Genomic DNA, 22,305 nt, shown 5'->3' with positions numbered 1-22,305 from the left:
TATTCTGTTAGCGCTTCGGCATAATTTTCGCCTAGATACAGTGCGACAAAGGTGGAGTAATGCCATCCCGAATTAGCCCAATCTTTGGTTATGACAGTATTGGATTTGTTTGCTAAAACCCAGCCATCCTACACAGATAAGAAAGTACCATGATCAGACGCTTTTTTTTCTTTCTCGCCAGTATTTTATTAGTGCTGATCATTGTTTTAGCTGGCAACACGCTACTACAGCGTTCGCAGCAAATCGAGGTGAGATCAATTGCACAGGTTACCATTGATGAGCAAGCAGCCGCAGATCGTCTCGCACATTCGCTGCGCTTCGTCACCATTTCCAGTCAAACCGATGAGAATGCAAACGCTGCTGAATTCCAAAAGCTCCATGCTTTCATGGATCAATCGTACCCCCATATTCGCGCCGCACTAAAGCGTGAAACTATAGGTGCAAACAGCCTTTTGTACAAATGGGAAGGGACTGACGTAAGCTTAAAGCCGATTTTATTGATGGCACATCAGGACGTGGTACCGATAGCACCTGGTACCGAACATTCATGGCAACAGCTACCATTTGCTGGCAACATTCAAGACGGCTTTATCTGGGGTCGCGGGGCGTGGGATGACAAAGGCAATTTATTTGCCATCCTGGAGGCAGTAGAAATGCTGTTGGCTTCAGGTTATCAACCACAGAGAACGATTTATCTTTCATTCGGACATGATGAAGAAGTCAGTGGTTTGCATGGCGCGAAAGCGGTCGCCGAACTGCTTAAGTCACGTCAAATTCAATTTGAATACGTGCTGGACGAAGGCATGCTGGTGACCGAAGGTATTTTGCAAGGATTAGACAAATCAGCAGCATTAATAGGGGTGGCTGAAAAAGGTTATGCCAGCGTTCAGTTAAGTCTGGATGCAACACCAGGGCATTCCTCTATGCCACCGCAGCAAACTGCCATAGGCATGATGAGTCTGGCACTAAGCAAACTGGAGCAACATCAGCTACCCGCTGATATACGTGGCGTAGCGTTGGATATGTTCAACACCATCGCACCTGAAATGCACGGTATCAATCGTGTCGTTTTGTCCAACTTGTGGTTGTTCAGTCCTTTGCTACAGCATGAGCTGGAGAAAAGCGGCAGTACCAATGCTATGTTGCGCACAACAACCGCGCTGACGATGGTACACGCAGGCAACAAAGACAATGTATTACCAGGAAATATTCAAGCAACGGTGAACTTCAGAACGCTGCCCGGTGATACACAGGCGAGTGTGATGGCGCACGTCAAAAGCACAATAGACAATACCAACATCCATATTCAAAGTCTGATGGGAAATTCCGAACCGTCCAAAGTATCGCCGACCACTGGCAAAGCATACGAAACAATCAATCGTACGATTCGCGAGACCTTTACCAACACCATAGTGGCACCAGGTTTGATGCTGGGGGCGACGGATTCTCGCTATTTTGAAGGTTTGAGCGAGAACATCTTCAAATTCTCACCGGTGCGCGCAGGCAGCGAAGATTTGCCAAGATTTCACGGAACCAATGAACGTATTTCCATCAAAAATTATGCGGAAATGATTCGGTTTTACCACCAACTTATTTTAAACAGCAGCAAATCATCCAATGAAAAGGAGAAGACGAAATGAATAAGCGTGTATTAACAACAAGTCTGCTATTGAGTCTGATGCTAAGCAGTACCCCAGTATTAGCTGCGGTGACTTCTTGCGATGCCATTATGGATAAAATCAATACCAAACTCGAGCATAAAAACGTTAATGATTACTCACTCAAAGTAATTTCCAAAGACACTGAAACCTCTTTACGTGTGGTGGGCGTCTGCGAGGGTGGGAGCAAAAAGATCATTTACAAAAAACATAAAGCAAAAAAATCCGAAAAAGCTGACAAGACCGAAGAGTAATCAGATCTGTTTTTTTTGGCTGACTAACTGTGTTCAGATAGTCCCGGCAAAACACTGCCGGGGCGATTTCTTGTCCGCCTTAATTTGATAATTTTTTGCTGCAGTAATACGCCGGACCGACATAGGTCAACAATAAAGATGACTGTTCAGGGCTGAGATTTTTATCCTCCGCAAACCCCAACTTTTCCCAAAACGACAAGCTATCTTGCACGGAAACCAGACATACATATTGAAAGTCTCTGCTCTGCGCGCAAGACAATGCTCGTTGAACCAATGCCACGGCGACGCCCTGTCCCGCCATTCGCGGTGCAACCGCAACATCATGAACGTACAAAGCATCAGGTATCGACGGTAGATCGAAGTCACTGCCTAAAGCTGATATTTTGCCGCGTTGAGAAGGATAAGCGACCAGATAAGCACCAATACCATCTTTATTTTCGGCGACCCATGCCGTTTCTGGCGATGCATGCAAGCGCGCTTTGAGGATATCCAACGACTCTATCATTTCGGGAATATACGCTAAGGCCTGCACTGCATGAACTGCAATCAGATCCGATTCACGCATCAGACGGATATTGAATGACATAGACTGAACTTATTTTTTAGATTTAGCAGAGGCAGAAGCGGACGCCGATACTGACGCTGATTCCGAAGCACTGTCCTCCTCCTTTACAGAAGCTGCCGCCGGATGCGCAGGCAACTCTGGTTTGACGACGTCAATTTTATTGTCGCGCATGTAGTCGTTCATTTCTTTCCAGCCAGCATAGATTGCAGCCCGCGAAGCTTCAGGATTTAACGCATAGCAGTCTTCGATCGCTCGCCCTGCATGACGACAAGCACTTCCCGTGGCGCGGGCATCAGCTTCTTTTTGTTCCGCTTCTTTCGCGGGATCAGCAATACCCAGACGCTCACAAGCACTCAGCAAGGTCAAAGAAAACAGAGCAATTAAGGCAGAATGGCGTGGCAACATCATGGCACCAGTTTAAGTATGAGAAAATGCAAATCAGCAACGCCTTCCGGGTCTGAAATTCGAAAAGCAAGCTGCAAGAATGACTTATGATACCTTAGTGTAGACGAGTTTCGATAGCATTGAATTAAGAGACAGAACAAGGAAGATAGCGCTAATCAAAAACTCGTCGTGTTTATATAGCGCCATACTTTTTTAAAAAATCTGATGCTATCGACTTGAAAAATCTCTGATTGACGATCGTTATTGTCCTTGTCTGATAGGTTTTTTCTTTGCGTTTTAATATAACTATTCTGGCGAAGATTTATGGCAATCAAAAAACTACGGATGTCGGCGTTGATACTTTTATCAGCGTTACTGTTATCTGCCTGTAACCCGCAATTTAACTGGCGTGAAATACATAGCAATGATGCGCCCTTCAGTGTGTTAATGCCCGGCAAAGCAGATAGTTTCTCGCAGGATATTCAACTTGCGGGCGTTACAGTCAAAATGACGATGACGGCAACCGATGTCGGCGGACTCAATTTTGCGGTTGGTAGCCTCAAGCTCGATGATGTCAGTAAAACCACAGAAGTTCTGGCAGCGATGCAAAACGGTATGATAAAAAATATTCAGGGTCGTATCATCAAACCAGTAAGCGCAACGAATGCGGTCTTGGAAGTACAAGGCAAAGCCGGTGGTTCAGATATTGTTATGGCGGCACGATTTGTGAACCGCGGTAATTGGGTCTATCAGGTGATCGTTCTTGGGCCTCAAAATAAAATGACACCGGAAATCATAGAAACATTTATGAGTTCATTCGTCGCAAACTGAAACACCGCATCGTCCGATTTGGGATTATCATTGTCTAAAGCGTTGGTGCTAAATTTCACTGCTTCGTAATGATTTCGGCAACAGTATACAAAAATCCGATAATTTTTCTCAAGGGAATCTGAACATGTTGATTACGTTTAAATCTAAAGCGGCAACTGAAGTAACGATGTATAAAGAACACGCTCGCCGCATTCTGGAACTGTTAGAAAAAGACGTCGAGCGTGGCATCATTACTCCAGCTGAATTGCCGCACGCCATAGAAAAAATTGAAGCGGCTGTCGCTGACAGCAAAGCGCATCCTATTTCTGACGAAGTCAGTCGTGACGTCAACGCCCATCACAACGAAAATGGTGATGACAACGAACACGAAAAGCCAGAACACGTTACATTTGCGACCCGCGTTTTTCCTGTATTGGAAATGTTGCATGCTGCTAACAAGATGCAAAGAGAAGTGATGTGGGGGGTTTAACCCGTGACCGCGCATATAGAAAACACGATTGAATTCGAGCTTTGCGCTGACGACGAAACACCTATCTTTGTTCGTGATTGGCCTGTTACAGCAAAGGACAATGCGACCAAGCTGAATTCAGACAAGGTGCAAGGCGTGGTCATCATGCATGGTTTGGGTGAACACTGTGGACGATATGCACATGTGGCGCGTTTTTTTAATGCGCTGGGATTTGTGGTTCGCACTTATGACCACCGCGGACATGGTAAATCTGGAGGTAATGCCGGCGACGTACCAGATGATGCAGCGATGTTGCGAGATGCCGCCTTGGTCGTTAATGATTTTAGTCGTCAGTTAGCAGAACCACCCATTTTGTTAGGCCACAGCATGGGTGGCTTGTTTGCAGCGCGCTTTGCCGTCGCTGCCATTGCGCCGCTGCGGGCACTGATACTATCCTCGCCAGCACTGGCAATTTATATGTCTGACCTCCAACGTGGCTTATTGCGTTTTGCCACGGCGATATTTCCCGGTATCGGCATACCAAATGGTTTAAAAACACGCTATTTGTCGCATGATGCCGAAGTCATCAGCGCTTACAAAAATGACCGCCTGGTCCATTCAAAAATCAGTGCGCGCTTATTGAATAGTATGTTGTCTGCGATGGATTTCAGTTTTCAGCATGCAAAGGATCTGAAGATTCCGCTATTAATGCTGGTCGCCTTAGACGACCATTTGGTGGATCCAGAAGGCAGCAAACGGTTTTTTAATCTATGCAATCAAGAGCAAGACAAGCAAAGTCGTGATTTTGTGACTGCGCATTTTTATCCTGATTTTTATCACGAAATATTGAACGAACTGGACGCTACCCAGGTCTTTGACGATATTCGGACTTGGTTAGAAATACAGCAATTCACCCCAGTCTTGAGTGAGTCGGTCGCTGTCTGATAGCGCCTGGTTAGCGCGACGAGTTGAAGTAATATTCATTGAAACTCACTAAAACGCGCATCAGGTGACTGTTTTTATTGTCAAAGAAGAAATTTTACAGCGCAGTCTCCGTGTGAAATGGCAGTACGAACTGTTTGACTGGTACACTAGCACTCCGCGCATTTACAATTCGCAATATAAATTGTGGCCGAAACGCTTTACCGGCAGTGCATTTATCACATTCACCGCTTGCCGGATCAAATTGGTAATAAAAAACATATATGCAAGAACGCTCAAGAAAAATCCTTGGTAAACCCGCCAACAAAACTGTTACTCCACATACGACAGCGCCTGCCTCGGCTAGATACGCTTCGGCGCCCGCTGCGGAAGCACCGGCAATAGAACTCAAACCAGACTCACTCGCGTTTAGTCTAATTGGCGCGGCACAAGCGGTTGCCTATGTGCTGGAAGGGACTGCCTTACCACAGGCTTTAGCGAAAGTGTTTACCCAGACCAATGCGCTGCCACAAGCGCGCGGCGCGATTCAGGATATTTCTTACCGTACGATGCGTCAGGTCGGCAGGGTTGATGCCTTACTTAAGGCGATGACGAATAAAGCACCGGAGCCAGCACTGTTATATGGTTTGCTGTGTTGTGCACTGACCTTATTGGTCAACAAAGAAGATGAAACAGCACCATACGAAGATTTTGTCGTGGTTGACCAGGCAGTGACTGCCGCCACGTCCAGCCCGCATATGGTGTTCGCCAAAGGCATGGTGAATGCCGTTTTACGCCGCTTCTTGCGCGAAAAAGATGAATTATTAAAGCTGGTTATGAAACAGCCGGCTGCTGTCTGGAATTATCCACAATGGTGGGTAGATCAGACCAAAGCCGCCTACCCGGAAGACTGGCAAGCAATTTTGACCACGGGCAATCACGCTCCTCCATTAACGCTAAGGGTCAACCGCCGCTTGAGTACCGCGGCAGCGTATCTGGAGCGTTTGGCTGCGGAACAGATAGAAGCGACGCAAATTGGGCCGTATGCCGTGCGTTTAGCAAAGCCAATACCAGTGACGAGTATTCCCGGCTTTGAAGAAGGTATGGTATCGGTACAGGATGCGGCCGCACAATTAGCCGGGCCGTTACTGGACGTGCAAGCAGGCATGCGAGTATTGGATGCGTGTGCAGCACCTGGTGGTAAGACCTGCCATCTTTTGGAGTTGGCGGACTTAGATTTGCTGGCACTCGAAATTGACGCAGCGCGGATACAAAGAATTAATGAAAATCTGCAACGCCTGAAATTTACCGCGGATATCAAGCAAGGTGACGCTACCCGTTCCGGTTGGTGGGACAACAAACCCTTCGACCGGATTCTGGCTGACGTGCCATGTACCGCCTCCGGTGTGGTACGTCGTCACCCTGACAGCCGTTGGCTGCGTCGCAAAACAGACACCGCTCAATTAGCAGCGTTGTCATCGCGCATTCTTGACAATCTGTGGCGCATGTTAGCTCCGGGTGGAAAAATGTTGATGGTCACCTGCTCAATTTGGCCGCAAGAGTCTGAGAAACAAGCCGCCGCTTTTGTAGAAAAACATGGCGCGATCCGCTTAGATGCCCCCGGACAATTATTGCCAACCATGGCCAATTCGTCCGATGCAAACAACGAACATGACGGTTTGTTCTACGCCTTGTTCCAAAAACCCGAGCAAAGCTAACTAAATTGAGAGCTTCACGTTATCATTAGAACTAATGCAAAACTGTTTCATTAAAGCATGGTGAAGACATCCCATCAAACGACGAATCAGTTTCGCCAAAGTCCATTTTGTGACTCCCGAACATATTTTAGATTGCATGCTCCTTCGACTGATCGCACCGCTACGCCAATTGATGCTGACATTATTGTTAGCATTAATGGCTATGCTCATTGCTCCCACAGTACATGCGACCGAAGCAGAAGTGACTTCTGCCAAACTAGAAACAACGGATGAAGGTTATCGGATATCCGCAAGTTTTTCATTTGAACTGAGTCGCGGACTGGTCGATGCAATTTCAAAAGAAATTCCGCTGTCTTTTACAACAGAAGTAGAAATGACCAGGCCGCGTTGGTATTGGTTTGATGAAAAAACCATACGTTCGACGCAAACCGTCAGAATTGCCTACAATCCCTGGACCAGAAATTACACTGCAACCATCAATAATGGGCTGCAGCAAAACTTCCCGACGCTAGAGGACGCGCTAGCCTTAGTGCTTAGGCCACGGCGCTGGATCGTGGCAGAAAAAGGTAGTCTGACCCCCGGCGCAGTTTATAACGTGGGCATCAAACTAAAGCTGGATCTTAGCTATCTGCCTAAAACCTTCCTGATTACCTCACTCAACGATAGTGACTGGCGCTTCTCCTCTGACTGGAAACGCTTTACTTTCAAGGTCGAAGAAAAGTGACAAAATTTTTGCGGTATGCCTTAATTATTGGCGGTGCTCTGATGAGCATCTTGCTTTTTTTACTCACTACTGCCGCAGACAATTCAACGCGCTTTGAACATTATTATGGCTGGCTGTTAGGCGCCAATGCCCTGGTGGCTTTCGCACTGCTGATCCTGATCGCCACTTTGTTAGGGCGGCTGTTCAATCGCTTCCGCAATCGTGAATTTGGCTCACGACTCATGACTCGTCTCGTATTATTGTTTGCGCTGGTGGGTATTTTGCCGGGCACAGTGATCTACGTGGTTTCAGTCACGTTTGTATCCAAATCAATTGAATCCTGGTTTGACGTCAAAGTCGAATCGGCTCTCGATTCTGGTAAAAATCTGGGGCTAAGCGCACTCGATTTCCTGCTGGCCGATTTGAAAAGTAAAGCCCGTGATATGGCGAGCGAATTAAACTCGCCGTCAAGCTCATCTGCTTTGCAATTGTCGCACCTGCGTGAACGTGCGGGCGTTCAGGAAGCGTGCATCGTCAATAGCAGAGGCCGCCTGATCGCCGCTGCGAACCAGAATTTTGATCGCTTAGTGCCAGAGTTACCAACCGCCGATATGATCAGGCAGGCGCGCAGTTCGCGTATCTACGCAGCGACCGATGAACAAATCAGCGATGCAGGAACAGATAACGTAGCGTCAGACGCCGCCACCAATGGTGCCAAACGTCCGGTATTAGCGCAGGAACCCAAAAAAATCCTGCGCTCACGCGTCGTGATACAACTTGAAGGCGTCGATACTGGTCTGTCTCTGCAGCGTGAAACTTATTTCCTGCAATTGATCCAACCAGTACCGGCCAACATTGCCATGCACGCCGAGGCGCTACGTAACGCCTCTAGCGAATATCAAGTCCGCTCTCTGGGTCGTGGCAGCTTAAAGACCATGTACATCTTTACGCTGACGCTGACCTTATTGCTGGCGATCTTTGCTGCGATTACCAGCGCGTTTCTGATCTCCGGACAACTGGCGCGTCCCTTATTGTTGCTGGCGGAAGGCACGAAGGCGGTCACTGAGGGCAATTTCTCACCACGACCTATCGTTGCCAGTTCCGATGAGTTAGGCAGCCTGACGCAGTCATTTAATACCATGACGCGACAACTATTCGATGCGCGTGCGGCAGTAGAAAAAAACCGCAATGAACTGGAAAACGCCAAAGCCTATCTGGAATCCGTATTGGCAAACATGTCGGCAGGTGTGATGGTATTAGATCAAGCCGGACATCTGGTCACTTGCAATGAATCTGTTGAACGTATTTTGCAACGCCCGTTAGAGACTGAAATCGGCAAAGCGCTTGGTGATATCCCCGGAATGACTGAATTTGCGACCGAAATTGACAAGGCTTTTTCCGAACAACATGCACAATCGGCAGCAGGCGGCAAAGACGAACACGAACAACATTGGCAACAACAAATCGAAGTTCCACGGCCAGATGCCGTCGCGACACAGGCACCAGCCTTCGATGCCATGCCGAATGATGAAAAATCCAGCATCACTTTACTGGCGCGCGGCTCGCATTTACCGGTAGGTTCTGGTAATGGCTATGTGATCGTGTTCGATGACATCAGCAATATTATTTCGGCTCAGCGGTCGATTGCGTGGGGTGAAGTGGCACGGCGTTTAGCGCATGAAATTAAAAATCCGCTGACACCTATCCAATTATCGGCAGAACGTTTGCAAATGAAATTGCAAGATAAGCTCAGTGAGACTGACGTCGCGATATTAAATAAGAGCACCACCACCATCGTCAATCAAGTAGCATCAATGAAGCGCATGGTCGATGATTTCCGTGATTACGCCAAGACGCCGCCTGCCGTTTTGTCCGAACTGAATCTGGGTGGTCTGATTGATGAAGTTTTACATCTTTATCTGGCTGGGGACGACCGCGATATCATACGACTCAATATGGCGCCTGATCTGCCAAAAATTATGGGTGATGCCACACAATTACGGCAGGTAATACATAATTTGCTACAAAATGCCCAAGACGCAGTGGCTGACAACCCGCATACTAGTGTTGCACCACGCATCGACGTCATTACCGAGGTTGTACGGTATAACACGAAAGGGAATGATGTACAGTCAGCAGTAAGATTGTCTATCGTTGATAATGGCCCGGGATTTTCCAAGAAAATTCTGTCAAGAGCATTTGAACCATATGCAACATCGAAGCCAAAAGGTACAGGTTTAGGTCTGGCTATGGTCAAAAAAATCATTGATGAACATGGCGGTAGAATTGATATTCAAAATCGTAGTGATACAAACGGTGCAAAAGTAGCGATTTTGCTGTTAAAGTTAGCACCGGAATCAAAAGCAGTTTGAGCGTGCAGGTATTCACCTGACATCTTCACAGAAAGATGCAGGTATAAAAAGGTAAAATCATAGGGGCGGTAATAGGGTAAATTTATGGCAAATATTCTGGTCGTAGATGATGAAATGGGAATCCGGGAATTACTTTCGGAAATCCTGGGAGATGAAGGGCATGTGGTTCAACTTGCTGAAAATGCTCAGCAAGCACGTCTCGCGCGTCAAGAAGCAAAACCTGATCTGGTGCTATTAGATATCTGGATGCCAGACACAGATGGCGTAACGCTGCTCAAAGAATGGCAACGCGATGGTCTGCTGACCATGCCTGTCATTATGATGTCAGGTCACGCCACGATTGATACTGCAGTCGAAGCAACTCGCATTGGTGCACTGAACTTTTTAGAAAAGCCTATCGCTTTACAAAAACTGTTAAAAGCCGTACAGCAAGGTTTGACCCGGACACCGGAAACAAATCGTCCTGCAGTACCGCCGTTGCGCGTTATCAGCAGCGATCACGGCAACAACGTGAACAATGCACATAACTTGCAATCAGCGAACAGCAATTTTGAAAATCGTTCTTTCAACGTGGCTCAGGTAGCGGCGCCAGCGCCAGTGAATCAATTTGCCAGTTTGTCATTTGACTTACCTCTGCGCGAAGCCAGAGATGCCTTCGAAAGAATATATTTCGAATACCATCTGAATCGCGAAAGCGGCAGCATGACACGGGTGGCGGAAAAAACTGGTCTGGAACGCACACACTTGTATCGCAAATTGAAGCAATTGGGTGTTGAGTCCGTGAAATACGCGAAGCGCGGCGAATAAACGTCCGCTTTATACATCCGTTTTCAACGTCCATGTCTGAACGCCTACCGCTGACCATCGTCAGCGGGGCTGATTACGCACGAAGAGAAGCAGTGATTGCAGAAGCAAGCGCCGCTTTTCTGGCTGCGCAGCCCGCTAATGCAAAGATTGCTGCAATTCTCGAAGGATTGCCATCGGGCAATTTTCTACTTCCTACTTCGCCACAAGTTTTCGTGCACCGGATTGCACCCGGTTGTTTTTGTTGCATTGGTAATCTCACCATGCGCGTGACCCTAAATCGGGTACTCAGGCAAAAAATACAACATCTGTATCTCAGCGTTGCCAGCACGGAACATCTGGACAACATACGCCAGACCTTAAAACTTCCCCCTTACGATCAGTTGCTACTGGAAGTATCGTTTATTTGCTTGTAGACTAAAGACCGACACTGGTTCTGCCGTTACTACAGGCAAGACGAAAGAAAACATGCCAGTCGTCCATCGCTCTTTAGTGCCGTTTCGTTTCATATCACTTGAAATCCGCTGCCGTTAGCACCATGTCCGGTTCAATCGGGGAAGTTTTTCCTCAAGCCAGAAAGGATGCAAAAATGAATCTCATCTACAACAGCGAAAATTTCAGCGTCGTTGAGTATGGCGCAGACGCTGATCACGAAGCCCTGCGCTTTGGCGGCTATGAAATCACCGATAAATCCGTTCATCGTGAATGGTTTATTGCCGGTGCGAGAGCAATAGACTTTCGCCATGACGTCACACAACTGATTGCGAGCGAACCCAGCGTCGAAGAAATCGACGAATTTCTCGGTCAATATGACGCATCGATGGCACAAAACGTCTATTTTCATTAAATCGATAAGCGAGTAGCCCACATTTCAGCCATTCATTGTTACAGGCAATATTGCTAGTCAAATAAGCAGCATCAGTGTTCATATATGGCGCTGACATGGCAAGCTGCTATCGTGGGTTCATTACCCGAAAAGGCTTGCCATAACTATGAATACGAACATGACTTGGCTGGAAAGTTTGCGTCGACTGACACCGGCAGATAAGGCAGTTTTAATCACGGTGACGACAGTGCGGGGGTCAACCCCGCGCGGGGCAGGCACGCGCATGCTAGTCACCGCCAATAATCAATACGACACCATAGGCGGCGGCCATCTGGAATGGAAAGCCATTGCCAGCGCCCGTTTGTGGCTGGCAGAGACTACTACAGTCAATGAAGAACCTCGACATATAGACCTGTCATTGGGCCCTAGTCTGGGTCAGTGTTGTGGCGGTGCACTGAGTCTCTGTCTGGAACGTGTCGATTGCTGGAGTTACACAGACTGGCAAAACAAATTACTGACTTTTCAACAAGAACAAGCCAATTTACCGCATTTATATCTGTTTGGTGCGGGCCACGTAGGCGCTGCTCTTGTGAATATTTTGCAACAAGTGCCTTGTCGCATCACCTGGGTTGATGAGCGTGACCATTTGTTCCCGACTGACTTACCTGCCAACATCAGTACCGAAGCCACCGACACCCCGGAAGCCGTCATTGCCACCGCTGATAAAGGTGCGTATTTTCTGGTCATGACGCATCACCATGGGCTCGACCTCATTCTCAGTGAACATATTTTGCGCCAACCAGATGTTGCCTGGTTTGGCCTGATTGGTTCCAAAACCAAACGGGCGCGCTTTGAAAACCGTCTGCAAGAACGTGGGATAAGCCAAGCACATTTAGAATCAATGGTGTGTCCGATAGGTATTCATGGCATCAATGGCAAGGAACCAGGCGTGATTGCCGTCGCGGTCGCTGCGCAATTATTGCAACTCTGGGCGAAGCCCCCTACACTCTCTGCCATCTCAACACCAACAATAAAAAGTGAAGTAAAACTATGAGCACCTCTTTGCACGATTTCATTCAACACTTACCAAAAGCGGAACTCCATTTGCACATCGAAGGATCACTCGAGCCTGAAATGATGTTCGAACTGGCAAAAAAAAACCAGGTCAGCCTGCCCTACGCCAGCGTTGAAGAAGTCCGTGCGGCTTACGATTTTGCTGACTTGCAATCATTTTTGGATTTGTATTATGCGGGTGCAGCGGTGCTGCAAACCGAGCAGGATTTTTTTGACCTGACCCATGCTTATATTCAACGTGCTTTGGCCGATCAGGTGCGCCATGTAGAGTTATTTTTTGATCCGCAAACGCATACTGCGCGTGGCATTGCGATAGAAACCGTATTTGCCGGTATTGCACGTGCCTTGCGTGAAGCCAAAGCACAACATGGCTTTTCTGGCACCATGATTATGTGCTTCCTGCGTCATCTGAGTGAAGAAGACGCGATTGCCACGCTGGAAGCTGCGCTGCCTTTGCGCGATGCCTATGCAGATGTCTGGATAGGCGTTGGCTTAGACTCGGCCGAAGTCGGCAATCCACCAGAAAAATTCACGCATGTATTTACGCTGGCGCAAGCCATGGGTCTGCATCTGGTTGCCCATGCCGGCGAAGAAGGCCCACCAGCCTATATTCATGGCGCCTTAGATGTTTTGCAAGTAGAGCGTATCGACCACGGTGTACGCGCTGAAGAAGATGCTGCATTAATGCAACGCTTGCAGCAGACCCGCATGCCGCTGACGGTCTGCCCTTTGTCCAACCTCAAATTATGTGTGGTCAAAGATTTACGAGAACACAATCTGGCACGTATGTTGCGCGATGGTTTGTGTGTCACAATTAATTCGGATGATCCTGCGTATTTTGGTGGCTACATGAATACCAATTTCATCGCTACCGCCGATGCGCTCAATTTGAGCAAAGCAGAATTAGTGCAACTGGCACGCAACAGCTTTGAAGCTGCTTTTGTTTCCGATGAGCAAAAACAAGTCTGGTTTGATGAACTTGATCTGTATCTGAAAAACGCCTGATACCTTCCATAGCTACTTCCCCTAGGGGAGTATCAACAAAAAATGCCCCGTTATCCTGAGAAGATAAAGGGCATTTTTTATTACTCCCTGTAGTATATTTTATTAAAATTTCGTCATCAAACAACCATCCAGTTCAGGTGTAAAGCTGCTATTCTTTTGCAACGTAGCTAAGCGTATTTCATTCCTTGTAATGTCAATCTGTGGCAAAGAAAGGGCACCCGTGGCAAATCCCTTCAATCAATTTTTTCAACGCTTGTTTGGCACTGAACAAGAAAGCAAAACAAAGAGCCCGCCAGTTGCTGATTCTGTTACGCCTGAAACTGTACCCGCTGTTGAAAACGTGCTTCCGGTGGTAGTTGAAAATACTTTGCCGCCGTTAGCTGTGAATACCACCGTCGTGCCTGCTGCAGCCCCTACTCAAATAGTGGAAATCAATAACGCCACGCCCTCCACTGAAAAATTACAGATCTGGAAACCTGCTATCCCGATCGATACTTTGTTTTTTGACTGGATTATGGGTTACCCCGGCGAAGGCAGTGTCGCTGATACGGAACAAAAAGTGCTACAAGCCTTGTATGGTTTGTTGGCCTCCGATCTCAATGATGCGGTGGTCGTGCCGCGTATGCCCTCGGTCATTCCACAACTGTTGGCCAGCTTACGCAACAAGTCAGTAGCGGTGCATGAATTAACCCGGCTCATCGTCAAAGACGTGGTGTTGGTCGGTGAAGTTGTAAATTCCGTCAACAGTGCGCTCTACAACCCAGCTGATCGCATCAGTAGCCTGGAAAAAGCGGTGATCATGCTAGGTGAAGACGGCTTACGCTTTGTCATCGCCAAAGTCGCTTTCCGCCCCATCATTAATCTCAGTGCAGGCCCCTACACGCGCCGTGCCGCACCACACCTCTGGTTGCAATCCGAAAAATGCGCATTGGCCTGTCATGCTCTCAGCGATCACAAAGAAAACAACGGCTACGATGCATTTCAAGCGTTTCTGACTGGCTTGATGAAAAACGTTGGCCTCATCATTGCATTCCGTTTGCTGGATCAGGAATGCGAACAACCGAAATTCAGATATTCGGCAGGATTCCAACACGCAATGGCCTCGGTCGCTGCGACATTGTCATACCGGATTGCACAGCGTTGGGATTTCCCACCGACTGTGATACAAGCGTTGCAGCAACAAGCCGGTGGCAGAAAAGCGGTTGAATGGACGGCTTTAGGACAACTCTTACATGACGCTGACCTGATTAGCAAGATGCGTGTTCTGGTCAATCAGGCGCAACTTAGTCGCAATGATCAGCAACTCAAATCCGGCTTGAACCCGGCAATGGCAGATTGTTTCGATAACCTTAATACCCTGCAAGCATATGAGCTGCGCAACGTCAGCACCAACGGTTAGATGAGCGTCAAACAAAAACGTATTTTAAGCATTTGCACATCGACAGAAATTGATAGAATGCAACGCGGTTATCTAAATCGATAACTGCTACGCGCCACGCTGAACTGGCGCAGCATCATCCGGCAAGTGTTTTGTTTCACGCTGGATCAATTCGATCAATACCATCCGTTGATGGATTTTTTTACAGGTTTGTTGTGGCCAGAACTCGTATTCTTATTGCAGCTGCCGTGGCAGTTGCCTATGTTGTTGTCGCAGTGGGTAGTTCTTTACTTAATGTCTCAGCCAATAGCGATCATCTCAGCGTTAATCTTAGTTTTAGTCAACTGACAAACTGGCTCATCGCGATCATTGGTTTGTTGATTGCGATTGGTTTGTGTGGGCGTTATGCGTGGGCATGGTGGCTGGGGTTAGCGGCCAGTGCGTTTCAACTTTATCGTCTGGTCAGTCGTGTTTGGGCGCAAAATAGTCTCAATCATTTACCAGGTACGCATGTGTTTCTGCTGTTTGGCTTATTATTCATTTTTCTGTTGTTATTGATCTCCCCGAAGGCTATGTCTTCGTGTAATCGTTAATGACATCGTCATCACATTTTAACTAGGATTTCTATGCAAATCGCACCGCTTGGACTACTGACCGAAGATACAGAAAACGATTGGCTGGTCAGTGAACCGATCGCCGTCGCTGCGCTCAACAAGGAGTGCGAGTTTTTGCTGGAAGGCTATGCACAAGACGCGCGCCCGCAAGAGTTTTCAGATGCCATCAGCCATTTTCTGGCGTTGGATAAAACCGTACTGCTCGCCGTTGAACATGAGATCTTTTCTTACTATCGGGATTGCGTCCAATTTGCCAAAAGCGAAGGATTTGATGTCGTCGATATTTCCACCGCGGATCAAGTCTGGCAGCACATACAATTTGGCGACGAAATTTTAGTATGCCGCCGCCAGACCGGCGATCAAGGCGTGTACGTATTGCTGGAATGTGATTGCGATTGGAACGAAGAAGAAGGCTTACAAATCGTTTTCAAAAATGGCAACGTAATCAATAAGCTTGGCCCCTTTGATGATTTTTTAAGCAACGCGGACGTCTATGGCTTACCTGAACTGGAAAAAGTCATTTATCAAAGCCGCGGATAATTTCTATGATCAGACTGGAGTCCATTCCACTTGCAGATCTGAGAAAATTGGCCGTATCTGACTACCCTGCGCATCTGTTGCAAAGAGCACTACCTGATGCCCTGCCGCCAAGTTTTGTCGCAGAGCGGTCATTGCAACAACTAGGCAGCGGTTTATCGGAAGCCTGGTGTTCGACTTTTTATATCGTGCGACTAGCTGACAACTCAATTGTCGGTGGCTGTGGCTTTAAAAGTGAACCGCTGGATCAACAAGTGGAAATCGGGTATGGCGTGGCTCCGTCAGCACGCGCACAAGGTATAGCCAGTGCTGCCGTGGCTGAATTAATTCGCATCGCCACAAAACTTGGTAGTGCTAAGAGACTATTGGCGAGAGTAAATCCAGACAACTTACCATCTATCCACGTCGTGCAAAAGAATGGTTTTTTGTACGAGGAATTGATCATTGATGAAGATGGTGAACCTCTAGTGAATTGGATCAAGCACATTTCTGCCGATACCTGAGCCCAAAAAAGCTACGTACGAAACCAAGCCTTAACAAAAAGTGTTGAAAACCGGGACAGTATGCCAACGATCTCAAGGTTGGGTTTTGATGGGGTACTTTATTTGCGATTGAATTTAACTTCTCTATCAGTAAAAAATTATTGCCTATGGCTAAAAATTTCGCAACTACTCCACTGATATCGGAACTCATCTGCAGGGATATTAAGGTCAGTCTCTGCTTCTACATAGAAGTGCTTGAATTCAATATCAGCGTGAAGAGGCGGGGTTTGCGATGATTGAGCGCCAAGGCGCAAGGATTTTGTTGGACGAATACGATTCAGGAAACGAAAGAACCTGGATCGCTGCCCCGTTCGAGGTTCCATTTGGTCGAGGATTGAACTTGCAGATCGAGACTGAATCGGTAAACTCTCTATACGATCGTATAAAAGAATCCGGTGCGACAATCTTCTTGCCAATGGAGGAAAAATGGTATCGTGCTAACGATATTTATGTAGGTAATCGGCAATTCATTGTTCAGGACCGGGACGACTATTTGCTTCGTTTTTTTCAGGATTTGGGTGAGCGTAGAATCACCGACGGCAAAAGTTAATAGGTTAAACATATGCCCGATAATAGTTCCGAAGTGGACGCAACCTGAATGTCGGCACCTGTAAACTGTCGGCACAGCTCGTTCATGCGTGTAAACAAAATTCAATAAAGTGCCCACACTGCCTAGTAACACTTACAACTCATAAACTTAAGGTCACAATGCGTCACCGTCCATACTTTAATTTAATTTAATTTCTATTCATCTTGTTTCTTTTTTTTGTGCAGTCTCGTCGAACTGTCGCGCAGAGCCTGATGTCATTCAGGCATTCTATGGAAAAGTAGAGCCGATGTTAATGGCAAAGCGCTTCATTGAACTTGATGCGATGGCAGATAACTTTCGTAAGTCAGATGCGCGCTTTCCAGGTGGAGATCAGAAATTACGTCACTTTTACTATGGTTTAGGTTCCATTGAAGGTGAAACCTGCGGATGTGGGGGATATGAAACCTTGGTTTCGTTTGAACAAAAAGAGCTACTCGTCAGAGAGTGGTTAGTCAAAAAACCTCAATCGATTGCCGCTCATATAGTCATGGCAAAAATGCTGATTAACTATGCCTGGAGGGCTCGGGGACATGGTTATGCTAATACAGTAACGTACAATCAAGAGAAAATTTATAAAGATAAACTAACGCAAGCCGGCATTCTTATGAAGAGTTTGAATCCCAAGGATGATCCACAGATATATGGAATTTACACAACGATAGCCCGTGCCAGCTCTAACCCTAGGCCAAAACTTGATTCAATCTATGCGGAAGTTACTAAGCAATATCCAAGTTTGTTTATATCGTATTCCAATCGCGCTGATATTCTGCAGGAGAAGTGGTTTGGCCAACCGGGCGAACTAAGCGCTTACATCCAATCTTTGCTGTCTTCACCTGGTGGCGAGAATGGAAAGATAGCCTATTCGTATGTTGCCGACAGACTTATTGGGCAATACAGTTGGCAAGAACTTTATACCGTCACTGGTTTGACGTGGCCGTTAGTGAAGGAGGCTTATGCCACACGAGAGAAAAAATACGGAATGAATAATAATAATTGGAATATCTTGTTAAGTCTTGCGGTCGCCGGGAGAGACATCCCCGTCGCAAAAATGGCAATTCAGCATATTGGAGATGATTGGGACTCCGACGTATGGAGAGAGAAGAAATACTTCACCCAAACTGTTGCGTGGGTGAAGAGTCATTGATAGTTGATATTAGGCGGCCTTTCAATTGTCAGGTGGTAAATCTTAAGCTGTCGTTGATTTTACGTTGTTGTCTGGGCAAAATAGGCACAAAGACGACATTTGAAATTTTTCTGAAAAGCGGATATTGGATCCGGTAAATAACAGCAATCCGGTTATCTCTACGTTAAACACTTTCATAACAGCAAATAGGCACATCATGAATTTATCGCTCAAAGCTTTTTCTTTTGTATTCTTAGGTACCTTCGCGTCATTTTCCAATGCGTCCGATAATGAAGAGACCAAGGCATCCAGATTTCTTTATTGTGCAAACGTCTCGCAGTTCTACTATCAATATTTTTTGAAGCATGAACCAAACAGCAATAATGTAAGTACATATCGAATTACTAGAGATAATTTCCGCCTTGCTGCCGTAGCCACTAAATCGTTCCCAGATTCTCAGTCTTTTGCCTTTGAAAATGACGCAGCTTTGAAAAAAGTTATTGCCATTCTCGAAAGAGAAAAAACTGAAAATGTCGATTTATTAAGTAGCGAAAACAAGAGTTGCGCGGAGACAATGATCAAAGACGTAATTCCACTGCTCAAGCCAAAAAATACGCAAGCGAACTGAATAGGACCCAACTTGCTGCTTACTTGGAATCAATGCTAAAGCCATTGATACGTGTCACTCTATGTTGAAAGTCTGTGTTTCAAAATCGTTACGCTGGTTCAGGACACGAACTTGAACGTATGCATGGAATTTAAGGAACAGTTCTCGGCACATAGCGAATAGTATAGGCACTACCTCGTTGCACCACCTACATGTTATCGATTGAATATCCGGGTCTGAGAGCACGTTCTGACCGTTCAGCGCACGACCCAGTCCGTCGCTTTAAAACATGAATGTCTGCAAACCCTTGTTCACCGGTCATTATTGATCAATGAAGCAAAACATTCTTTGGAATGTGACTGAGTGGCTTTTTTTGAAAACCATTCGGGTGCTTATTTCATCCTAATTCGCGCACTATTCATTGAAGTCAAATTGGTAGCAAAGACAAAATTAATTGCAGACTAAAGATAAAGAGGCCCAGATTTCTCTGGGCCTCTCAATTTGAATTAAAAAACTATGCTAGCCGGCTCAAAAAATAGTTCGACTCTTTTTTGAGCTTTTTTTCAAGGCTTGATTTAAATCACGCGGTTTTTTAAGTTCAACAAGCTACGATGTTATACAAAAAACCAAGCAATCAGAACTTGTGACGAATACCGACTGCAACGCTGTTAGCACGGTCAGCCGTGTTGATTTTGTCGCTCATCACGACTGCATACACGTCAGTACGCTTAGACAGATCGTAGTCATAACCACCTGAGAATGTGTCACGGCTCAAATCTGCACCAACCAGACTGCCAGTACGTTTAGTGTCAGCGTATGCCAACAAAATATTGCCCCCAGCTGCTGGCACTTTCGCACCCAGACTGTAGGTTTTGTCGGTCATCGCTGCAGTCGTGCTGCTGTCGTCTTTGGTGTTGGAATATGTCGCAAACAATTTAGCAACGTTCAGATCATAGCTACCACCAACGAAATACGATTTTTGATAGTTGATTGATGCGTAGTTGATCGGTGAGCTAGTCGCGTCAACAATCGCACCAGGGGTCGGGTTACCGACTTGTACCTGGTGGTAGTAGGCAGTCAATGCCAGTGGGCCATTGAAGTACAACACGTTCATACCAACGTTATTTACACCAGTCTGACCCGCTTTCTCACCGGCCTGATAATGGAAATTAGCACTCAACCCATTGTAGTTTGGCGTGGTGTAAATGATTTCATTGCTCCAGCCAGAGTCGCCAGCGGAAGAATTCACCCAGGTACGTGCAGCGAAATTACCGTTAGGTACCCAGGTATGCAGTACCAATGGGGAAAAGTTAAACGAATCGCCGAATGGATTGAAAATAACGACTGGCAAAAAATTAGGAGACAAGTTGCGACCCAAAGAAACTTTACCAAAAGAACCAGAAATACCTACATTCGCATCGCGTGAGAACAGCGTATCGCCAGAAAAACGTCCGGATTCGCCAGTATCAGCGCGCAAGAAGCTGGTCAATGCGAAGTCAACTTTCATGCCGTTGCCTAAATCTTCAACGCCTTTAAAACCCAACCACGAGGTCGTCATGCCGCCGCTGTTGACGGCAAGTGTTTTAGCTTTGTCGCCACTGTACTTAATAGATCCAGCCGACATATCGACCAGACCTTCAACGGATACAGTAGATTGCGCCAGTGCGCTACCCGCAGCTAAAGTAGCCGCAACTGCAATGACCAGACTGTTGAATTTACATTTCATGGTTCTTCCTTTATCGAAGTAGTAAAAAAATTCTTTTGCAGCAGTGCGCTTTGCGCAAATCCTGGATCGTCTTTGATGCGAAATCGGCGAATAATCGTTCTTAAGCAGGCGGCTTATGGTCTTATCAAATCAGCCAGCCGGAAGCCGCCAATACGGACAATTTGCTCGATACATTCCTGCATTTCGGTGACGCGGTCTGAGTTCAGCCGCTGCGTGAAGTGCCGGATAATACTTTGTCTGTCATGCCCTCGTACAGCGATGATGAAAGGAAAACCGAATTTTTTATTATATTCAGCGTTCAAACGTTGTAATTCCGCGAATTCGTCAGGACTACATTGATTCAGCCCGGCACCACTCTGTTCACGTGTCGATTCGGCAGTTAATTCTCCGCGGACTGCCGCCTTACCCGCCAGTTCCGGATGGGCACGGATCAGGGTCAAACGCGCTTCTTCATCCGCACTGCGTACCGCATGCGCCATCGCCGCGTGCAAATCATGCACGCTCAAAAATGGTCTTTGTGCCATCACTGCCTCAGCAACCCATGGCGAATGTTCAAAAATGCCGCCCAGTATGCTGACAAATTCTGTGTCAGCAACCTGATTTAAGGCTTCTAAGCTGTAAGTGTGGCTCATGGTTTTACTCCTGTATTTGCTACAGTATTTACCGCTGCGCCATACGGGTGCTGCTGCATCCAGTGCTGCGCAATATCAATCCGGCGGCAAATCCACACCTTGTCATGCGATTGCACATAATCCAAAAAGCGTTGCAAGGCGCGGAAGCGTCCCGGCCTGCCTAACAAGCGGCAATGCATGCCGATGGATAACATTTTTGGTGCGTTATCTCCTTGCGGATCCCCTTCGGCATACAACACATCAAAGCTATCTTTCAAGTAGGTATAAAACTGCTCGCCCGTATTAAATCCTTGTGGTGTGGCAAAGCGCATATCGTTGCTATCTAACGTATAAGGCACGACCAGATGCGGCTTGACTTCACCAGCACTGGTGCTGACTTCGGTCCAGAATGGCAAATCATCACCGTAATAATCTGCGTCATACACAAAACCACCATGCTCAACCACCAACCGGCGTGTATTCGGCGAATCACGCCCGGTGTACCAGCCTAACGGCGCACTACCAGTGAGTTCACGCATGATTTGCACCGCTTGCTGCATATGTTCGCTCTCTATCGCTTCATCCAGATTTTGATAATGAATCCAGCGTAGACCGTGACACGCGATCTCATGACCTAATTCACCAAACGCTTGCGTCAGTTCCGGATGACGTTGCAATGCCATCGCCACGCCAAACACGGTCAGTGGCAAGCCACGTTTTTCAAATTCGCGCAAAATGCGCCAAACCCCGGCGCGTGAACCATATTCATAAATCGATTCCATCGACATGTGCCGCGCTTCATACGCAGCCGCGCCGACGATTTCTGATAAAAACTGTTCTGAGGCTTTATCACCATGCAAGACGCAATTTTCGCCACCCTCTTCATAATTCAATACAAACTGCACGGCAATTCTTGCCTGCTCTGGCCATTGTGCGTGTGGCACGTGGCGGCCATAACCAATCAGATCACGCGGATAAGCTGAGGTGATTGTCATTCGTTGTTTTCTCCGTCAAT

The 22,305-nt window shown here is 46.9% G+C and carries 25 protein-coding genes; 20 read left to right on the top strand and 5 right to left on the bottom strand.

Annotated features, from left to right (window positions below):
* Positions 1-149 precede the first annotated feature (149 nt).
* Both ACO0KY_RS11200 and ACO0KY_RS11195 read left to right on the top strand, forming a co-directional pair.
* The gene (locus ACO0KY_RS11200) at positions 150-1,640 is read left to right on the top strand and encodes a M20 family peptidase (protein ID WP_423046076.1); all 1,491 of its coding nucleotides are present in this window, start codon (positions 150-152) and stop codon (positions 1,638-1,640) included.
* Positions 1,637-1,912, top strand: a complete 276-nt coding sequence (locus ACO0KY_RS11195; protein ID WP_423046074.1) for a DUF1161 domain-containing protein — start codon at positions 1,637-1,639, stop codon at positions 1,910-1,912. Before ACO0KY_RS11200 ends, ACO0KY_RS11195 begins: the two co-directional genes overlap by 4 nt.
* 79 nt (positions 1,913-1,991) lie before the next feature.
* On the opposite strand, the gene ACO0KY_RS11190 is transcribed toward ACO0KY_RS11195, so the two are convergent.
* A complete protein-coding gene (locus ACO0KY_RS11190) occupies positions 1,992-2,498 on the bottom strand; it encodes a GNAT family N-acetyltransferase (protein ID WP_423046072.1) in 507 nt (168 codons plus the stop codon).
* Between the two features lie 9 nt (positions 2,499-2,507).
* A complete protein-coding gene (locus ACO0KY_RS11185) occupies positions 2,508-2,882 on the bottom strand; it encodes a hypothetical protein (protein ID WP_423046070.1) in 375 nt (124 codons plus the stop codon).
* A 303-nt stretch (positions 2,883-3,185) separates the two neighbouring features.
* Between ACO0KY_RS11185 and ACO0KY_RS11180 the strand changes: the two genes are divergently transcribed.
* The 18 genes from ACO0KY_RS11180 (at position 3,186) to ACO0KY_RS11095 (ending at position 18,974) form a co-directional block, all read left to right on the top strand.
* Positions 3,186-3,692 carry a hypothetical protein gene (locus ACO0KY_RS11180; RefSeq protein WP_423046068.1) on the top strand — a complete coding sequence of 169 codons (507 nt, stop codon included), beginning with the start codon at positions 3,186-3,188 and terminating at the stop codon, positions 3,690-3,692.
* Positions 3,693-3,816: 124 nt separating this feature from the next.
* Positions 3,817-4,161 (top strand): DUF1840 domain-containing protein, encoded by a 345-nt coding sequence (locus ACO0KY_RS11175; RefSeq protein WP_186912377.1) that lies wholly within the window; start codon positions 3,817-3,819, stop codon positions 4,159-4,161.
* A gap of 3 nt (positions 4,162-4,164) precedes the next feature.
* Positions 4,165-5,085, top strand: coding sequence for a lysophospholipase (locus tag ACO0KY_RS11170; protein ID WP_423046066.1), 921 nt, complete (start codon positions 4,165-4,167; stop codon positions 5,083-5,085).
* Between the two features lie 260 nt (positions 5,086-5,345).
* Positions 5,346-6,779, top strand: coding sequence for a 16S rRNA (cytosine(967)-C(5))-methyltransferase RsmB (gene rsmB, locus ACO0KY_RS11165; RefSeq protein WP_423046064.1), 1,434 nt, complete (start codon positions 5,346-5,348; stop codon positions 6,777-6,779).
* Positions 6,780-6,915: 136 nt separating this feature from the next.
* The gene (locus ACO0KY_RS11160) at positions 6,916-7,503 is read left to right on the top strand and encodes a DUF4390 domain-containing protein (protein ID WP_423046062.1); all 588 of its coding nucleotides are present in this window, start codon (positions 6,916-6,918) and stop codon (positions 7,501-7,503) included.
* On the top strand, positions 7,500-9,854 hold the full coding sequence (locus tag ACO0KY_RS11155) for an ATP-binding protein (protein WP_423046060.1): 2,355 nt from the start codon (positions 7,500-7,502) through the stop codon (positions 9,852-9,854). Before ACO0KY_RS11160 ends, ACO0KY_RS11155 begins: the two co-directional genes overlap by 4 nt.
* 84 nt (positions 9,855-9,938) lie before the next feature.
* Positions 9,939-10,661, top strand: a complete 723-nt coding sequence (locus ACO0KY_RS11150; RefSeq protein ID WP_186912380.1) for a response regulator — start codon at positions 9,939-9,941, stop codon at positions 10,659-10,661.
* Positions 10,662-10,693: 32 nt separating this feature from the next.
* The gene (locus ACO0KY_RS11145) at positions 10,694-11,074 is read left to right on the top strand and encodes a GTPase (RefSeq protein WP_423046058.1); all 381 of its coding nucleotides are present in this window, start codon (positions 10,694-10,696) and stop codon (positions 11,072-11,074) included.
* A 173-nt stretch (positions 11,075-11,247) separates the two neighbouring features.
* A complete protein-coding gene (locus ACO0KY_RS11140; RefSeq protein ID WP_186912382.1) occupies positions 11,248-11,505 on the top strand; it encodes a BTH_I0359 family protein in 258 nt (85 codons plus the stop codon).
* 157 nt (positions 11,506-11,662) lie between these two features.
* Positions 11,663-12,538, top strand: a complete 876-nt coding sequence (gene xdhC, locus ACO0KY_RS11135) for a xanthine dehydrogenase accessory protein XdhC (RefSeq protein ID WP_423046056.1) — start codon at positions 11,663-11,665, stop codon at positions 12,536-12,538.
* A complete protein-coding gene (locus ACO0KY_RS11130) occupies positions 12,535-13,563 on the top strand; it encodes an adenosine deaminase (RefSeq protein WP_423046054.1) in 1,029 nt (342 codons plus the stop codon). Before xdhC ends, ACO0KY_RS11130 begins: the two co-directional genes overlap by 4 nt.
* Positions 13,564-13,783: 220 nt before the next feature.
* The gene (locus tag ACO0KY_RS11125; protein ID WP_423046052.1) at positions 13,784-14,962 is read left to right on the top strand and encodes an HDOD domain-containing protein; all 1,179 of its coding nucleotides are present in this window, start codon (positions 13,784-13,786) and stop codon (positions 14,960-14,962) included.
* Between the two features lie 194 nt (positions 14,963-15,156).
* Positions 15,157-15,534, top strand: coding sequence for a hypothetical protein (locus ACO0KY_RS11120; RefSeq protein ID WP_423046050.1), 378 nt, complete (start codon positions 15,157-15,159; stop codon positions 15,532-15,534).
* A 33-nt stretch (positions 15,535-15,567) separates the two neighbouring features.
* Entirely contained in the window at positions 15,568-16,095 is a 528-nt protein-coding gene (locus ACO0KY_RS11115; protein ID WP_423046048.1) for a DUF6985 domain-containing protein, read from the top strand.
* A 5-nt stretch (positions 16,096-16,100) separates the two neighbouring features.
* Positions 16,101-16,595, top strand: coding sequence for a GNAT family N-acetyltransferase (locus ACO0KY_RS11110; RefSeq protein ID WP_423046046.1), 495 nt, complete (start codon positions 16,101-16,103; stop codon positions 16,593-16,595).
* Between the two features lie 271 nt (positions 16,596-16,866).
* A complete protein-coding gene (locus ACO0KY_RS11105; protein ID WP_423046044.1) occupies positions 16,867-17,184 on the top strand; it encodes a hypothetical protein in 318 nt (105 codons plus the stop codon).
* Positions 17,185-17,476: 292 nt separating this feature from the next.
* On the top strand, positions 17,477-18,367 hold the full coding sequence (locus tag ACO0KY_RS11100; RefSeq protein ID WP_423046042.1) for a hypothetical protein: 891 nt from the start codon (positions 17,477-17,479) through the stop codon (positions 18,365-18,367).
* 196 nt (positions 18,368-18,563) lie between these two features.
* The gene (locus tag ACO0KY_RS11095; RefSeq protein ID WP_423046040.1) at positions 18,564-18,974 is read left to right on the top strand and encodes a hypothetical protein; all 411 of its coding nucleotides are present in this window, start codon (positions 18,564-18,566) and stop codon (positions 18,972-18,974) included.
* A gap of 613 nt (positions 18,975-19,587) precedes the next feature.
* Here the strand turns inward: ACO0KY_RS11095 and ACO0KY_RS11090 are convergent.
* The 3 genes from ACO0KY_RS11090 to puuE all read right to left on the bottom strand — a co-directional run bounded on the left by ACO0KY_RS11090 (position 19,588) and on the right by puuE (position 22,285).
* Positions 19,588-20,679 (bottom strand): porin, encoded by a 1,092-nt coding sequence (locus tag ACO0KY_RS11090; RefSeq protein ID WP_423046038.1) that lies wholly within the window; start codon positions 20,677-20,679, stop codon positions 19,588-19,590.
* Between the two features lie 113 nt (positions 20,680-20,792).
* Positions 20,793-21,311 (bottom strand): 2-oxo-4-hydroxy-4-carboxy-5-ureidoimidazoline decarboxylase, encoded by a 519-nt coding sequence (gene uraD / locus ACO0KY_RS11085; protein ID WP_423046036.1) that lies wholly within the window; start codon positions 21,309-21,311, stop codon positions 20,793-20,795.
* Positions 21,308-22,285, bottom strand: a complete 978-nt coding sequence (gene puuE, locus ACO0KY_RS11080; protein ID WP_423046034.1) for an allantoinase PuuE — start codon at positions 22,283-22,285, stop codon at positions 21,308-21,310. The genes uraD and puuE overlap by 4 nt, the downstream gene beginning before the upstream one ends.
* Between the last annotated feature and the right edge of the window lie 20 nt (positions 22,286-22,305).

Origin of the sequence: Undibacterium sp. Dicai25W (genome assembly GCF_049340505.1) — a bacterium.
In the GTDB taxonomy this organism is placed as follows: domain Bacteria; phylum Pseudomonadota; class Gammaproteobacteria; order Burkholderiales; family Burkholderiaceae_D; genus Undibacterium; species Undibacterium jejuense.
Note: the sequence above shows the minus strand (reverse complement) of the source record. Positions and strands in the feature narration are given on the sequence as shown.

Excerpts from the sequence above, each read along its gene's own strand:
- ACO0KY_RS11200 (WP_423046076.1), top strand. The coding sequence starts at position 150 with ATGATCAGACGCTTTTTTTTCTTTCTCGCCAGTATTTTATTAGTGCTG.
- ACO0KY_RS11195 (WP_423046074.1), top strand. The coding sequence starts at position 1,637 with ATGAATAAGCGTGTATTAACAACAAGTCTGCTATTGAGTCTGATGCTA.
- ACO0KY_RS11190 (WP_423046072.1), bottom strand. The coding sequence starts at position 2,498 with ATGTCATTCAATATCCGTCTGATGCGTGAATCGGATCTGATTGCAGTT.
- ACO0KY_RS11185 (WP_423046070.1), bottom strand. The coding sequence starts at position 2,882 with ATGTTGCCACGCCATTCTGCCTTAATTGCTCTGTTTTCTTTGACCTTG.
- ACO0KY_RS11180 (WP_423046068.1), top strand. The coding sequence starts at position 3,186 with ATGGCAATCAAAAAACTACGGATGTCGGCGTTGATACTTTTATCAGCG.
- ACO0KY_RS11175 (WP_186912377.1), top strand. The coding sequence starts at position 3,817 with ATGTTGATTACGTTTAAATCTAAAGCGGCAACTGAAGTAACGATGTAT.
- rsmB (WP_423046064.1), top strand. The coding sequence starts at position 5,346 with ATGCAAGAACGCTCAAGAAAAATCCTTGGTAAACCCGCCAACAAAACT.
- ACO0KY_RS11160 (WP_423046062.1), top strand. The coding sequence starts at position 6,916 with ATGCTCCTTCGACTGATCGCACCGCTACGCCAATTGATGCTGACATTA.
- ACO0KY_RS11150 (WP_186912380.1), top strand. The coding sequence starts at position 9,939 with ATGGCAAATATTCTGGTCGTAGATGATGAAATGGGAATCCGGGAATTA.
- ACO0KY_RS11145 (WP_423046058.1), top strand. The coding sequence starts at position 10,694 with ATGTCTGAACGCCTACCGCTGACCATCGTCAGCGGGGCTGATTACGCA.
- ACO0KY_RS11140 (WP_186912382.1), top strand. The coding sequence starts at position 11,248 with ATGAATCTCATCTACAACAGCGAAAATTTCAGCGTCGTTGAGTATGGC.
- xdhC (WP_423046056.1), top strand. The coding sequence starts at position 11,663 with ATGACTTGGCTGGAAAGTTTGCGTCGACTGACACCGGCAGATAAGGCA.
- ACO0KY_RS11130 (WP_423046054.1), top strand. The coding sequence starts at position 12,535 with ATGAGCACCTCTTTGCACGATTTCATTCAACACTTACCAAAAGCGGAA.
- ACO0KY_RS11115 (WP_423046048.1), top strand. The coding sequence starts at position 15,568 with ATGCAAATCGCACCGCTTGGACTACTGACCGAAGATACAGAAAACGAT.
- ACO0KY_RS11110 (WP_423046046.1), top strand. The coding sequence starts at position 16,101 with ATGATCAGACTGGAGTCCATTCCACTTGCAGATCTGAGAAAATTGGCC.
- ACO0KY_RS11105 (WP_423046044.1), top strand. The coding sequence starts at position 16,867 with ATGATTGAGCGCCAAGGCGCAAGGATTTTGTTGGACGAATACGATTCA.
- ACO0KY_RS11100 (WP_423046042.1), top strand. The coding sequence starts at position 17,477 with ATGGCAAAGCGCTTCATTGAACTTGATGCGATGGCAGATAACTTTCGT.
- ACO0KY_RS11095 (WP_423046040.1), top strand. The coding sequence starts at position 18,564 with ATGAATTTATCGCTCAAAGCTTTTTCTTTTGTATTCTTAGGTACCTTC.
- ACO0KY_RS11090 (WP_423046038.1), bottom strand. The coding sequence starts at position 20,679 with ATGAAATGTAAATTCAACAGTCTGGTCATTGCAGTTGCGGCTACTTTA.
- uraD (WP_423046036.1), bottom strand. The coding sequence starts at position 21,311 with ATGAGCCACACTTACAGCTTAGAAGCCTTAAATCAGGTTGCTGACACA.
- puuE (WP_423046034.1), bottom strand. The coding sequence starts at position 22,285 with ATGACAATCACCTCAGCTTATCCGCGTGATCTGATTGGTTATGGCCGC.